Source organism: Arthrobacter sp. 18067 (assembly GCF_902706295.1).
Lineage (GTDB): Bacteria > Actinomycetota > Actinomycetes > Actinomycetales > Micrococcaceae > Arthrobacter.
Window position 1 is genome coordinate 151747 of the sequence record NZ_CACSJJ010000008.1, and the last position, 13695, is coordinate 165441.

At 62.6% G+C, this 13695-nt stretch carries 12 protein-coding genes; 9 read left to right on the forward strand and 3 right to left on the reverse strand.

Features of this window, described 5'->3' with window-relative positions; translation table 11 throughout:
* Entirely contained in the window at positions 1–459 is a 459-nt protein-coding gene (locus GVL04_RS10135; RefSeq protein WP_159703420.1) for a DUF6314 family protein, read from the forward strand.
* The gene (locus GVL04_RS10140) at positions 456–854 is read left to right on the forward strand and encodes an NUDIX domain-containing protein (protein ID WP_159703423.1); all 399 of its coding nucleotides are present in this window, start codon (positions 456–458) and stop codon (positions 852–854) included. The genes GVL04_RS10135 and GVL04_RS10140 overlap by 4 nt, the downstream gene beginning before the upstream one ends.
* Here GVL04_RS10140 and GVL04_RS10145 read toward each other — a convergent pair whose 3' ends face one another.
* The gene (locus tag GVL04_RS10145; RefSeq protein ID WP_159703425.1) at positions 855–2768 is read right to left on the reverse strand and encodes an ABC transporter ATP-binding protein; all 1914 of its coding nucleotides are present in this window, start codon (positions 2766–2768) and stop codon (positions 855–857) included. It abuts the gene before it with no gap.
* Between the two features lie 2 nt (positions 2769–2770).
* A complete protein-coding gene (locus GVL04_RS10150; protein ID WP_159703427.1) occupies positions 2771–4432 on the reverse strand; it encodes an ABC-F family ATP-binding cassette domain-containing protein in 1662 nt (553 codons plus the stop codon).
* A 210-nt stretch (positions 4433–4642) separates the two neighbouring features.
* Here GVL04_RS10150 and GVL04_RS10155 point away from each other — a divergent pair, with 210 nt between their 5' ends.
* The 7 genes from GVL04_RS10155 to GVL04_RS10185 all read left to right on the forward strand — a co-directional run bounded on the left by GVL04_RS10155 (position 4643) and on the right by GVL04_RS10185 (position 10560).
* Complete coding sequence (locus tag GVL04_RS10155; RefSeq protein ID WP_159703429.1) at positions 4643–5365, forward strand: hypothetical protein; 723 nt, start codon at positions 4643–4645, stop codon at positions 5363–5365.
* Entirely contained in the window at positions 5362–6069 is a 708-nt protein-coding gene (locus tag GVL04_RS10160) for a hypothetical protein (protein ID WP_159703431.1), read from the forward strand. Before GVL04_RS10155 ends, GVL04_RS10160 begins: the two co-directional genes overlap by 4 nt.
* 238 nt (positions 6070–6307) lie before the next feature.
* Positions 6308–7123, forward strand: a complete 816-nt coding sequence (locus GVL04_RS10165) for an amino acid ABC transporter substrate-binding protein (RefSeq protein WP_159703433.1) — start codon at positions 6308–6310, stop codon at positions 7121–7123.
* Entirely contained in the window at positions 7124–7783 is a 660-nt protein-coding gene (locus tag GVL04_RS10170; protein WP_159703435.1) for an amino acid ABC transporter permease, read from the forward strand.
* Positions 7770–8576 carry an amino acid ABC transporter ATP-binding protein gene (locus GVL04_RS10175; protein ID WP_159703437.1) on the forward strand — a complete coding sequence of 269 codons (807 nt, stop codon included), beginning with the start codon at positions 7770–7772 and terminating at the stop codon, positions 8574–8576. The genes GVL04_RS10170 and GVL04_RS10175 overlap by 14 nt, the downstream gene beginning before the upstream one ends.
* Before the next feature lie 13 nt (positions 8577–8589).
* Positions 8590–9498 (forward strand): hypothetical protein, encoded by a 909-nt coding sequence (locus tag GVL04_RS10180; RefSeq protein WP_159703439.1) that lies wholly within the window; start codon positions 8590–8592, stop codon positions 9496–9498.
* A gap of 3 nt (positions 9499–9501) precedes the next feature.
* Positions 9502–10560 carry a hypothetical protein gene (locus GVL04_RS10185; protein WP_235036239.1) on the forward strand — a complete coding sequence of 353 codons (1059 nt, stop codon included), beginning with the start codon at positions 9502–9504 and terminating at the stop codon, positions 10558–10560.
* Between the two features lie 33 nt (positions 10561–10593).
* On the opposite strand, the gene GVL04_RS10190 is transcribed toward GVL04_RS10185, so the two are convergent.
* Positions 10594–13623 (reverse strand): glycoside hydrolase family 38 C-terminal domain-containing protein, encoded by a 3030-nt coding sequence (locus tag GVL04_RS10190; protein WP_159703441.1) that lies wholly within the window; start codon positions 13621–13623, stop codon positions 10594–10596.
* Between the last annotated feature and the right edge of the window lie 72 nt (positions 13624–13695).

A 13695-nucleotide genomic window follows, 5' to 3' on the forward strand; every position in this document is an offset into this window, starting at 1 on the left:
TTGAACCACCAGGAACCCACCCAGGACTTGCAGGCCTACTTGGCCGGCAGCTGGAGTGTGGAGCGGACACTCCTGGACCGGGCCTCCGGCACCCGCGGTACTTTTACCGGCGTCGTGCGCTATGCGCTGAACCCCGACGGCGGTCTGGACTACCGCGAAGACGGCACCATGCACTGGCCTACCCATTCCGGCCCGGCTTTCCGCGAGTATGTCCTCAAACCAGGCGCCGCCCCGGATTCGATGGATGTGTTCTTTCCCGACGGCAGGCCCTTCCACATCATGAGCTTCTCTGAGCTGGGCAACCAGGACAAGCACTGGTGCGATCCCGACGATTACCGCGTCAACTACGTCTATGAGGGCCCGGATTCGTTCAGCTTTACGTGGGATGTCCATGGGCCCGCCAAGGATTTGCTCCTGGAATCGCACCTGGCAAGACTCAACGCCGGGAGGCAACTGTGACTGCAACGGACCTCATCGTTGTCAGCGCCGTCTGCGTCTACAACGACGAAGGCCACCTGCTCACAGTACGCAAGCGCGGGACGGAGAAGTTCATGCACCCGGGCGGCAAGCCCGAGCCCGGCGAAACAGCGGCTGAAGCAGCTTCGCGGGAACTGCATGAAGAAGTCGGCATCGAAGTAGCAGCGGACCGGCTCCAGCCCCTTGGTGTCTGGCTTGCAGTGGCTGCCAATGAAGCAGCGACGAACATTGAGGCCACAGTCTTCACGGCTCCCGGAACCTGGGAGGCGCACCCTTCCGCGGAGATCGCCGAGATTCGTTGGCTGGACCTGAACGGGCCGTTGCCCACGGACCTTGCGCCCCTGCTGACGGACCACGTCATCCCGCTGCTGAAATAGCTAGAGCTCCGGGACGGCTTCCTGGGCCACCGCTGTGGCTTCGGCGAATTGGGTTTGATACAGCTCGGCGTACCGTCCGTCGGCCGCAAGCAGTTCGGTGTGCGTGCCGCGTTCCACGATCATGCCGTCCTCAACCACCAAAATGGCGTCCGCCGCACGGATGGTGGACAGCCGGTGCGCAATCACGACGGCGGTACGCCCCTTGAGCGCCTCACCCAAGGCCGCCTGCACGGCGGCTTCGTTGGTGGAATCCAAGGCCGCGGTGGCTTCATCGAGGATCACAACACGCGGCTGCTTGATCAGGAGGCGGGCAATGGTGAGGCGTTGGCGTTCACCGCCGGAGAGCCGGTAGCCGCGCTCCCCCACTACCGTTTCCAAGCCGTCAGGCAATGACCGGATCATCGGTTCCAGGCGTGCCCGCCGGAGTACATCCCACATGTCGTCTTCGGTGGCATCCGGACGGGCGAGGCGCAGGTTGGACGCGATGGTTTCGTGGAACAGGTGGCCGTCCTGGGTCACCATGCCCATCGTGTCCCGCAGGGAATCGAAACCCAGATCGCGGACATCCACGCCGGTTCCGGGCTTTTGCCCGCCAAGGCGCACGGCGCCTGAGTCGACGTCGTACAAACGGGACAGCAACTGCGCCACAGTGGACTTGCCTGCACCGGAGGAGCCCACCAATGCCACGGTCTGGCCGGGTTCCACCCTGAAGCTGACCCCGTGCAGGACTTCCTCGCCACCGCGGGTGTCCAGGGTTGCTACCTCTTCCAAGGAGGCAAGGGACACTTTATCGGCGGAAGGGTAGGAGAAGCGGACGTCGTCGAACTCCACGGCCACCGGTCCGGCCGGAACTTCCACGGCATCCGGCTTCTGGGTGATCAGAGGCTGCAGGTCCAGGACTTCGAAGACACGCTCAAAGCTGACCAAGGCACTCATGATTTCCACGCGGGCGTTGGACAGGGCAGTCAACGGAGCATAGAGGCGGGTCAGGAGCAGTGCCAGGACCACCACATCGCCTGGCGCCAACTGTCCGCCCAACGCCAACCAGCCGCCCAGGCCGTAGACCAGGGCAAGAGCCAACGCCGACACCAAGGTCAGCGCCGTGACGAAAGTGAACTGCAGCATGGCGGTCCGGATTCCGATGTCCCGGACGCGGCCGGCACGGGCAGCGAACTCACGGGATTCCTCATCAGGCCGCCCAAACAGCTTCACCAGGGTGGCTCCCGGCGCGGAGAAACGCTCGGTCATCTGCGTACCCATGGCCGCATTGTTTGCCGCAGCCTCGCGGCGAAGGTCGGCCAGCTTGGAGCCCATCCGGCGGGCGGGAATCAGGAAGATCGGCAGCAGGACCATGGCCAGAACAGTAACCAGCCAAGAGGTGTTCAGCATGACCGCAAGCGTCAGGGCCAAAGCCACCACGTTGCTGACCACTCCGGACAGCGTGCCGGCGAAGGCGGACTGCGCCCCGATGACGTCATTGTTCAGGCGGCTGACCAGTGCACCTGTGCGGGTCCTTGTGAAGAAAGCGATGGGCATTCGTTGCACATGGTCAAAAACCCGGGTCCGGAGGTCAACGATGACGCCCTCGCCGATGATGGAAGAAAGCCAGCGCGTCAGCAGTCCGACACCGGCCTCGCCCACTGCAACGATGGCAATCAGGACGGCGAGCCAAATCACCGTTCCAACACCGGCGTTGGCGATGATGGCGTCAACCACCTGACCGGCAAGCACTGGCGTAGCAACAGCCAGGAAGGCGCCGGCAATGGAAGCGATGACAAAGGCAATGAGCTTGGCCTTGTGCGGGGCAGCAAAAGCCAGGACGCGCTTGAGTGTTTCCTTGGAGAACGGCTTCGATCCGCTCTTGGCTGTGGTGATGTTGTACAGCGAGCTCCACGCCACGCGGTCCATGCTCATGATTACTTCTCCTGGCTTGGGATGTGGTGAAGTTCCTGGACTTGGCCGTTTTCGAGGTGCCAGCGCGAATCAAGACGGACGTTTTCCAGCAGCCGTCGGTCATGAGTGACCAACAGGAGCGCGCCCTCGTAACTTTCCAGCGCCTCTTCAAGCTGCTCGATCGCAGGGAGATCCAAATGGTTGGTGGGCTCGTCCAGCACCAACAGGTTCACGCCACGGGCCTGCAGCAGGGCCAAGGCAGCACGCGTTCGCTCCCCCGGGGACAACGAATCCACTGTCCGCGCGGTGTGGTCTGCCTTCAGGCCGAACTTGGCAAGGAGCGTGCGGACGTCCGCACCGTTCCAGTCCACCAACACGGCCTCGACAGCGTCGCCAAGCGGCCGCCCGCCGTCGAGCAGTCCACGCGCCTGGTCGATTTCGCCGATGGCTACGGAGGCGCCCATCGAGGCATCGCCGTCGTCCGGTTCCTGCGTTCCCAGCAGCAGGCGCAGGAGCGTCGATTTGCCGGCGCCGTTGGGTCCAGTGATGCCGATGCGCTCGCCGCCATTGAGTTGCAGGTTCACCGGTCCCAGCGTGAAGTCACCCTGCCGGGCAACGACGTCGCGCAAGGTGGCGACGACGGCACTCGAGCGGGGTGCCTGGCCGATGCTGAACTGCAGCTGCCATTCCTTGCGAGGTTCTTCCACCTCTGTGAGCCGGGCAATGCGGGACTCCATCTGGCGGACCTTCTGGGCCTGCTTCTCTGACGATTCGCTGCTCGCGGCACGACGGATCTTGTCGTTGTCCGGGTTCTTCTTCATGGCGTTCCGGACGCCTTGGGAGCTCCACTCCCGCTGGGTGCGCGCGCGGGATACGAGGTCTGCCTTGGTATTGGCGAACTCTTCGTAGCGCTCACGGGCGTGCCGCTTTGCCACGGCACGCTCTTCGAGGAAGGCCTCGTAGCCCCCGTCATATACGGCCACGGAATTCTGGGCGAGGTCCAGTTCCACCACGGTAGTGACGCAGCGGGCCAGGAATTCACGGTCGTGGGATACCAGGACAACACCGCCACGAAGACCCTGGACGAAGGCCTCAAGCCTGGCCAGTCCGTCGAGGTCAAGATCGTTGGTGGGTTCGTCGAGGAGGACTACGTCGAAGCGGCCGAGCAGCAAAGCAGCCAATGCCACCCGCGCGGCCTGTCCGCCGGAAAGTCCGGTCATGAGGACCTCTGCGCCAAGCTCCAGCCCGAGGTCGGCCAGCACGGCCGGGATACGGTCCTCCAGGTCTGCCGCCCCGGATGCCATCCACCGGTCGAAGGCCAAGGAGTAGGCATCATCGGCTCCGGGAGCCCCGGAGCCGAGGGCCTCAGCGGTGGTTTCCATCTCTGTTGTTGCCTGGGCACAGCCGGTGCGCCTGGCGATGTACGCCTCGATTGTTTCACCGGCAGTTCGCTCGTGCTCCTGCGGCAGCCAGCCAACAAAAGCATCCGACGGAGCCAGGCTGACGCTGCCCGCCTGGGGCTGGTCCACACCGGCAAGGATGCGCAGCAGTGTGGATTTGCCGGCACCGTTCGCGCCGACGACGCCGACAACGTCGCCGGGAGCCACCGTCAGGGAAAGCTCGGAAAAAAGTGTTCGATGGCCGTGGCCACCGGCAAGATCCTTGGCCACCAAAGTTGCTGTCATGTGTGTATCCTCCAGCAGGGAAAACGCAGGAATTCAGGCCGCGATTCCCGCAGGCATGGAAAAACCCGTTGGTCCGGACTTGGGGGGTGTACGGACCAACGGGTTCAAGCATCAAGCATAATTCAATGTGGCGTCGGCGTAAAATCGATTCGTACTCCCACTTGCGGCCTACTCTTGTCCTGCCCCGCGACCCGTCCCGGAAAGTTCTACATGCCCTTACAGTCCAAGGCGTTCCAGCGCTGGCTTCACGGCGTTGCGCCCGATGCCAGTACAGCTGACGTCTGCAGGATCGCCGGCATCAAGCGGACAACATTGGCCCAGCAGTTGGTCCGCGGCAAGGTCGCCGAGTCCACTTTGGTGAGTATCAGCCGCGGCTTCCATGTGAGCCCCGTGGAAGCTCTGTCCACCTTTGATCTTTACTCTGAACTCCGCGGCGCCCCTGTCCCGCCCACGGGCTGCGAACTCGTGAGCCAGATCGCCACCATCGATCTGCTGCGCGCGGTAGTGGACCGAAGCGAACCAGGCTCCGCCCCCGCTGGTCACCTTTCCGAACCACCGCACCCTACGTCGGTGCGGAACTGGGTGGACGCGATCGACGACGGCGAGTTACGCCACCGGGTCAGCGACACCACCGGGATCGCCCCGCAGAACTTCTCGGCACACTTGACGGCCAACAGGCTTCCACCCGAACTCGCCATCGCCACCTCCCGCGCAGCAGGAGTAGGACCGGCCGGAGGACTTGTTGCGGGCGGGCTCATCACCGAAGCCGAGGCCGGATGGCCACCCAATGCCCGCCAGGAGGCGCTGGACAAAATGTCCCAAAGCGAACTGGTAACCCTGGCCGGCGAACGGCTCCTGGCACTCGGCAAGACACTGCGCCGCCAGGAACAAGACCACGAACGTACTGAACGAATATGGGAGAACCTCGGATGACGGCTGTCCTGCCTTGGGTGACGCTGGTTGTTTGCCTGGCAATTACGATTGCGCGGATCCCGAGTCTGATCCAGGGTGAGAACCGGGTGGTTTTCTACATCTTCGCGTTGATCACCCTGGACATCCTCCTCAGCATCGAGGGGCCCTACCTTGCCATCGACGCACTCTTGGGCGGAATCAACGTCACTAACCTGATCCTGCGGTTCCTGCTCTACGGAACGTTCCTGCTCATGGGCATCAAGATCGCCATGGGGTTCGGCTCGCAGTCAGCCGTCCGCGCCATACGCGGCCCCTGGGGTCTGACCGTCCTGGGATTCACGGTGGCGCTGACCATTTTCTTCTTCGTCATCACGGACACACGCGGTTCCACCGTGGGCATGACGGGGCTGACGTGGGGACCCTCAATGGAGGCATACGCGGCACTGGGGCGCTTCTATCCCGGCTATGTGTCGGCTTGTCTATTGCCTGCGATCTGGCGGACCATCGTTGGCCGCTACCCTGTTTTGCTGAGGGGCGCCTCTGCCCTGCTCTTCGTCGGACTGGCCTTGCTGTTGATCTCCCAGCTCTTCCCCCTGATCCCCTTGGTCCACCTGTGGTTGCGTTCGCTGATCAACTACTCCGCAGTGCTGGCAACGGCCATCGGCCTGGCCGGGATCTGGTTCTCGAAAGCCTATTCGCGCCGAAAACGACGTCTCTCAGCGTAAGACTTTCACAAAACCATTAGATCGTGGCACAATCATGAATGTGTGAACGCGGTTGCAGCCTGACACCGGAATCAGAGAACGGGTTTCCGGTGGATGTGGCGCCCACGTGAACACAATTGGGGGGATGAGTGGTGGCGGGCTGTTGGGGACCGCCCCCACTCAGCCTTTTTAACGGTACTTTGGCGGACGCCCGCACGCCCCACCCGGGCCCGGTTCCGTCCGTGACTAAGATGGCTCCATGAACAGCCTTCGCACCCGCCGCTCTGTCCTCGCAGCTACGCTGGCCTCGGCCGCCCTTGCACTTGCTGCGTGCGGTGGCGGGTCCGCGCCCGCGCAGTCGGGCGGCGACACGTCCCTGTCCGATGTGAAGTCCAAAGGCGAACTGGTGATCGCCACCGAAGGCACGTACCGTCCCTTCAGCTTCCACGCTGACGGTGCAGGCGAACTGACCGGATTCGACGTCGAGATCGCCCAGGCTGTGGCCGGGAAACTCGGGGTGAAGGCCTCCTTCCAGGAAACACAGTTCGATGGCATCTTCGCCGGACTGGACTCCAAGCGCTTTGACACCATCGCCAACCAGATTTCCATCAATGATGAGCGCAAGGCCAAATACGACTTCTCCACGCCCTACACCATCTCCACCGGAGTGGTGGTGACCAAGTCGGACAACACCAGCATCAACAGCTTCGCCGACCTCAAGGGAAAAACCACTGCACAGTCACTGACCAGCAACTTCTACAAGATGGCCGTTGAAGCCGGCGCCAACGTCCAGGCGGTGGAAGGCTGGGCACAGTCCGCCACCTTGGTGCAACAAGGACGCGTGGATGCCACCGTGAACGACAAACTCACCTACTTGGACTACGCCAAGAACACTCCGGACTCCGGACTGAAGGTCGCGGCCGAAGCGCCGGAGAAGACCGAGAGTGCGTTCGTCTTCCGCAAGGGGTCCACTGAGCTCACGGCAGCGGTGGACAAAGCCCTGGCCGATCTCCGGGCCGATGGCACCCTCGCGAAGATCTCGGATAAGTACTTCGGCGCAGATGTCACCAAGTAAATGAACTGGGACCTCATCTGGAGTTCCTTCGGGCCGATCATCACAGGCGCCGTCACGGGCACCATTCCCCTGACCCTCGCCTCGTTCGCCTTCGGGCTGGTTTTGGCATTGGTGGTTGCCCTGTTGCGGCTGAGCCCCAACTGGATCCTCTCGGGCCTGGGCCGCTTTTACGTATCGGTCATCCGCGGCACTCCCCTGCTGGTGCAGCTCTTCGTGATCTTCTTCGGGCTCCCCAGCATCGGGGTACGGCTGGATCCCTGGCCCAGCGCCATCATCGCGTTCTCCCTGAACGTGGGCGGCTACGCGGCCGAGATCATCCGCGCCGCCATCCTGTCCGTGCCCAAGGGCCAGTGGGAAGCCGGCCACACCATCGGCATGTCGCGCCCGCAGGCCCTGGTCCGCATCATCCTCCCCCAAGCTGCAAGGGTGTCAGTACCGCCGTTGTCCAACACCTTCATTTCGCTGGTGAAGGACACGTCCCTCGCATCATTGATCCTGGTCACCGAACTCTTCCGCAACGCCCAGCAAATCGCGGCGTTCAGCAACGAGTTCCTGATCCTCTACCTGCAGGCAGCCCTGGTCTACTGGGTCATCTGCCTGGTCCTTTCCACCGCGCAGTCCGCCGTGGAAAAGAGATTGGACCGCTATGTCGCCCACTAACGAATCCATTCCGGAGCCGCGCGCCACGTCGGTCCTGAAAGCGAGGAACCTCGCCAAGGCGTTCGGAAGCAACGTGGTGCTGCGGGACATCGACATCGATATCCGCCGCGGTCAGGTGGTGGCCCTGATCGGGCCCTCAGGCTCGGGCAAGACCACCATCCTGCGCTCTCTCAACGGCCTGGAAATTCCCGACGGCGGCACGGTCACCTTCGGCGACAGCGATGCCTCAGGCGGGCTCGCCATCGACTTCGACGCCAAAGTTGGCAAGAAGGAAATCGCCGCGCTGCGGGACCGGAGCGCCATGGTCTTCCAGCACTACAACCTGTTCCCGCACATGACGGTGCTGAAGAACATCATTGAGGGCCCCGTCCAGGTCCAGAAGCGGCCGCGTGCCGAAGCCATCGCCGAAGCCGAACGCCTTCTTGAACGGGTTGGTCTTGCCGACAAGCGCGACGCGTACCCTTTTGAGCTTTCCGGCGGACAGCAGCAGCGTGTGGGAATTGTCAGGGCCCTGGCCCTCAAGCCCCAGTTGCTCCTGTTCGACGAGCCTACGTCGGCACTGGACCCTGAATTGGTGGGAGAGGTCCTGGGCGTCATCAAGGAACTCGCTGAAGAGGGCTGGACCATGGTGATCGTGACCCATGAACTTGCTTTCGCCCAGCACGTGGCGGACGAGGTCATCTTCATGGACGGCGGCGTAGTGGTGGAACGGGGTCCCGCTGCCGAGGTGCTGCGCGCACCCCGGCAGGAACGGACCAAGCTTTTTGTGAAACGGCTACAGCACGACGTCTAGGAGACTCAACAAAATGGGGGAAGAGACTTTGGATTCAGCAGCCCAACCAGGCCGCAGAAAGTCCCGGCGTACTGTCATCGTCGTCGCGGTGGTCGTCATCGCTGTTCTGGCTGGAGGACTCGGCACGTGGTTTGCCCTCTCCCGCCCAGCAGGCCTCCAGCGCGCAGATGTGGTCCGTTTGGACAAGGAACGCGTCATACTGGACAACTCAATGAACCTCTACGATCCACTGTTCAACCAGTTTTCGGTCCGCTACTCAAGCGTGATGTCCGAGAATGCGGAACAGCAGGTAAAGGACCAGGTCCTCAACCAGGATGGTGGCCGCCTGAAAAGTGAGTCACGGATAAATCTGGACCGGCTGGATCGAATGGGTTCCTCGCCGACTGTGAAGGAACAGGAAGTCAGCGACGCCTTCAACCGCTTCAAGGAGCACTACGGTGCGGTGATTTCCTACAACGACCAATTGTTGGTCAACACATCAAACATCACCCAGTCCATTGGCGGTCCCTGCGCGCCGCTGCATTCAACGTTGAATGTCGGCGCCGAGACGTATTCCGAAGACTACGTCAAGGGTGCTGATGCTTGCCTCGCCGCAGTTGTCACTGCCAAAGACAATACCGACGCCGAAACCACCGAGTTGCTGACCTCAGTGGAAGGCATTATCCGCGGGCAGCGGGATAAGCAACAGGAAGTCCTCGATGCCAAGGACGACTTTGAGCGCCTGGCCAAACGGACGCTGGCCGCCCTGGCAATGCTGGACATCAATGAGGCCCTGTCGACGACGGAAACGAAGTACGAAAGTGCCGTGAAAGTGAAGTACAACCAGCTGGTCGCCGACGCCAACGACTCGAACAAGACCTTTGAAAGTGCTCTCAAGAAGCGCACGGACCAGTTTGATGCTGCAGGCAAGGACGGGGAATAGGCCATGACGATTGAACCCGGCCCCACGCAACACGAAGGCCCCGCGGAACAGCCCAACCCCTCGCAGCAGCCCGCGCCCAGGAAGCGCAAGCTGGCCCTCATCCTGATCTCCAGCGTTGTTGTCCTGTTGGTGATTGCCGCGGCCGCCGTTGTGACCGTGACCCAAATCTCCGGGCAGCAACGCAAGGAAAGCCTGCAACTGTTGAAGGAAGGCCAGCTCACTGCGCTGGTGGACTCACGGGCCAAGCTTCAGCCGGCAGCCAATGAATACCTCGCTGCCTACAAGAAGGCACGGAACGCCCCCGCCTCACAGGAAGAGGCCGAGAAGAACTCCCAGAAGGAACGGGGCGAGTTCCAGAAAGCCGCAGATGAGGCCCGGTCCGCACTGCAGAAAGTGCAGTCGGCCCACGAGTCCCGTGCAGACGGGATCGGCGTCGCCATCGGGCAACTCGAAGACTCGTATGAAGGCTTCATCGACCATATGGAAGGCCTGGTGGAGTCATACCCACAGTTTGAAGGCCTCTTCAGGGCCGACGGTGCAGGCTGCAACGGCCTGTTTGTCGGTTCCAAGGCCGCCACCCTTCGGGAGCGCCAAACCCTGCTCGGACAGGCCGCGGCCCCCTGCAGGGAAGCCGCGGACCAGCTCAAGCAATCCAAGAACGTCGCCTATGTCGAATTTGCCCGCACCTTCGATAACCGGGTGGGGCAGCTCGAATCGAACGCCGAGGTGACGGCAAAGTCTGAAGAGAATTACAACGAGTTTGTCCAGCTCAAGGACCAGTTGGTCCAGAAGACGAATGAAGCAACCGCACGCAACGCCTCCGATGAGGAATTGCTGAAGATTGCCGACGAGGCCAAGGCCCTCAATACCCGGATCAAGAACAACAGGTCAGAGTTTGACTTCGCAGCCAAGCGCTACCTGTCGGGCGTGAAGGACATGCCTGTCCTGGTAGAGGAAGTGTTCTCGAAGAAGATCGCGGCCGAAATCAAGAGCTACGACGCCGTGATCCCCTTGCGGGTTCAAATCCTCAAAGACGCAGTGGACGTCGAACTGGTCGAATAGTCCACCGGCGGCATGCGGCGCCGGGGGTACCCGTCAGCGCGCGAAGCGCAGTGTCACCAGTTGGAACGGACGAAGCAACAGCTTAACTTCCGAGCTGTCCTCCACAGCCACCCCAGGCGTCTCTACGCGCCGTTCCAGCAGGTCAGTAGCCATCGCTCCAACAGCCTCGAAACCAGGCCTGACAGTGGCAGCTGAGCGTTCACCCAGCGATTCGTACAACCGGACAATGACATCGCCTGAACCGTCCTCGGCCAGCTTCACGGCTTCCACCACCACGGCGGGGTTGGACACCGAAACCAGCGGATCCACAGCGTGCCCGCCGGTGACGAACCTCGGCTTCAGGTTGGTCCGGTACCCCTCTTCCACGGCGTCGGCAATCGCTGCCCCTGGCCTGATGGACAGTTCCAGGGTGTGCTCTCCCCGGTCTGCTTCCGGGTCGGGGAAGCGGGCGGACCGCAGCAGGGAGGTGCGGACCGTCGTCGTGGTTCCGCCGTCGGGGCGAACCGCCCTGGTGACATCGTGCCCGTAGCTCGAGGAGTTGCTCACCGCGACTCCATAACCGGGTTCGGCTACGTGGATCCAGCGGTGGGCGCAAATCTCGAACTTTGCCGCTTCCCAGGACGTGTTGGTGTGGGTGGGCCGGAAGACGTGGCCAAACTGCGTTTCCGATGCCGAGCGATCCGCCCTCACATCCAGCGGGAAGGCGATCTTCAGCATCTTTTCGCGTTCCTGCCAGTCCACGGTGGTGGCGATGCCCAGCGACTTGGCGCCGGCGTCGAGGGTTATGCGCTGGGTGATGGTGGAGGCACCCACCTTACGTTTGACCACCACGACGACGCCGGCCGGCGTTCGTTCGAGGTCGATGGTGTCCGCTTGGGTCAGTTGGGTGACGTTCCGGCGATAGAACTCTTCGATATCCCACGCATCCCATTCGTTAGGGGTGTCGCGGAAAAGCTCCAACAGGCTGCCGCTTTGTCCGGGGGCGATCGCGTCACGGCCGCTGGCGTGATCCACCAATGACGTGAGCAGCCCGTTCCCGTCCAGGACTGCGCGGATGACGCCGTTGTCCAGGATGAAGCCGTCCCGGGATTGGTCCACCTGGACGCCTGCGCCGGATCCGGTCCCTTCAGCGATACCCAGGGCGGCCACCCCGTTGCGCCGATGTGGAGCCGCATTGAGCAGGTAGCTTGTGTCCCCGGCCCCCACCAAGGCCTGTGCGGCGTCGCTGATGATGGCCTCGAGGTCACGGGAAATGGCCTCATAGTTGCGCTCGGCATCCTGGTGGACCCAAGCAATGGAACTGCCCGGCAGGATGTCGTGGAACTGCTGCAGGAGGACAAGCCGCCAGAGCCGCTTCAGCTCGCCCTGGGGATACGAATAGTCAGCACCGAGCCGGACGGCAGCTGTGGAGCACCACAGCTCGGCCTCACGCAGGAGGTGTTCGCTGCGGCGGTTGCCACGCTTGGTCTTGGCCTGGCTGGTGTACGTCCCGCGGTGCATTTCCAGGTACATCTCGCCCACCCAGACCGGCATGTTGGTGTACTCGGCCTCGGCCTTGGTGAAGAAGTCCTTGGCGGTGCCCATGCGGACCTTCGGAGAACCCTCGAGGTCTGCCGTGCGGTGCGCAGCGGCCACCATTTCCCGCGTAGGTCCGCCACCGCCGTCGCCATAACCGAAAGGCACCAGCGACATGGTCCCGCGGCCGTGGTCCCGGTAATTGCGCTCTGCGTGCGCCAGCTCGCGCCCATGCAGTTCAGCGTTGTACATATCCACCGGCGGGAAGTGCGTAAACAGCCGGGTGCCATCAATGCCCTCCCAGGTGAAGGTGTGGTGCGGCATCCGGTTGACTTTGTTCCAGGAAATCTTCTGTGTCAGGAACCAACGGGAACCGGCTTCCTTCACGATCTGCGGGATGGCGCCGGAGTAGCCGAAGGAGTCAGGCAGCCAGGCTTCCTGGCACTCGACGTCGAACTCCTTCAGGAAGAAGCTCTTGCCCTCCACGAACTGGCGGGCCATCGCCTCGCCGCCGGGCATGTTGGTGTCCGATTCCACCCACATGCCGCCTACGGGAATGAACTGACCGGCTTTGACCTTCTCCCGGATCCGGACAAAGAGCTCCGGGAAGTACTCCTTGATCCAAGCCATCTGCTGGGCCGAGGAACAGGAGAACACAAAATCCGGATCCTCATCCATCAGGGCCACCACGTTGGAGAACGTCCGGGCACACTTGCGGATGGTTTCACGGACAGGCCACAGCCAAGCTGAGTCGATATGCGCATGGCCTGTGGCCAGAAGCTGGTGCGCGGACGCATACGCGGGACGGCCCAGGACCACTTTCAACTCCTCGCGACCTGCCTCCGCAGTCCCGGCGACATCGTCCGGGTCCATAATGTCCAGCATCCGTTCCAGTGCCCGCAGGATTTCATGGCGGCGGGGAAGTTCCGTAGGGAGTTCATGCATGAGGCCACTGAGCGTCCAGATGTCCTGGTTCAGTTCCCAGACGGTTTCGTTCAGCTCTGCCATGGCGATGCGGCCCAGGCGGTACCGGGGATCGTCGCCGGAGGTGGCTTTATCCCCCAACGGCGTGGGTGCAAAGGACCAGCCTTGCGCAACATCCGGGTTGGCCGCGGCCTCGACATAGAAATCGACGGACAGTCCTCCACCCAGGAGTTTGAGCGGGACGTGGAAGTTCCGGGGGGAAATCGCTTTGATGATACTGCCGTCCGCACGCCAGGCAGTGCCTTCGCATTGGAAACCGGGGACGTCGCTGTTGAAGCCAAGGTCAACGATGATCTCCACCGACGTGGACTCGGCCATGCCCCAGTCCTGCGGAACTTCGCCCTGAAGGTGCAGCCATTTGGTGCTCCAGGCCTTTCCCCAGGGGGCGCCATGCTCCTGAGGTGTGAAGAGCTGGCGCATGGCCTCCGCAGCCGGCACGGGCTCCCCCGGAGCATCCCAGCTGCTGAGCTGCAGCGGTATGGCCCTGCCGTAAATGGCCGGAAGAATGCGTTCCCGAACGAATCGGTCGAGACGCTGTTCAGTGATCCGGCGGTCGTCGTGCAATTAATTCCCCTTTGGGCCTGGGCTGAATAACAAGGTTGGTAGCCGCGCCCCGAAGGTGCCGGGCACGGGCGG

What these genes read in the sequence shown, in the direction of transcription:
- GVL04_RS10145 (WP_159703425.1), bottom strand. Translation starts at nt 2,768, where the DNA reads ATGAGCATGGACCGCGTGGCGTGGAGCTCGCTGTACAACATCACCACA.
- GVL04_RS10150 (WP_159703427.1), bottom strand. Translation starts at nt 4,432, where the DNA reads ATGACAGCAACTTTGGTGGCCAAGGATCTTGCCGGTGGCCACGGCCAT.
- GVL04_RS10155 (WP_159703429.1), top strand. Translation starts at nt 4,643, where the DNA reads ATGCCCTTACAGTCCAAGGCGTTCCAGCGCTGGCTTCACGGCGTTGCG.
- GVL04_RS10160 (WP_159703431.1), top strand. Translation starts at nt 5,362, where the DNA reads ATGACGGCTGTCCTGCCTTGGGTGACGCTGGTTGTTTGCCTGGCAATT.
- GVL04_RS10165 (WP_159703433.1), top strand. Translation starts at nt 6,308, where the DNA reads ATGAACAGCCTTCGCACCCGCCGCTCTGTCCTCGCAGCTACGCTGGCC.
- GVL04_RS10170 (WP_159703435.1), top strand. Translation starts at nt 7,124, where the DNA reads ATGAACTGGGACCTCATCTGGAGTTCCTTCGGGCCGATCATCACAGGC.
- GVL04_RS10175 (WP_159703437.1), top strand. Translation starts at nt 7,770, where the DNA reads ATGTCGCCCACTAACGAATCCATTCCGGAGCCGCGCGCCACGTCGGTC.
- GVL04_RS10180 (WP_159703439.1), top strand. Translation starts at nt 8,590, where the DNA reads ATGGGGGAAGAGACTTTGGATTCAGCAGCCCAACCAGGCCGCAGAAAG.
- GVL04_RS10185 (WP_235036239.1), top strand. Translation starts at nt 9,502, where the DNA reads ATGACGATTGAACCCGGCCCCACGCAACACGAAGGCCCCGCGGAACAG.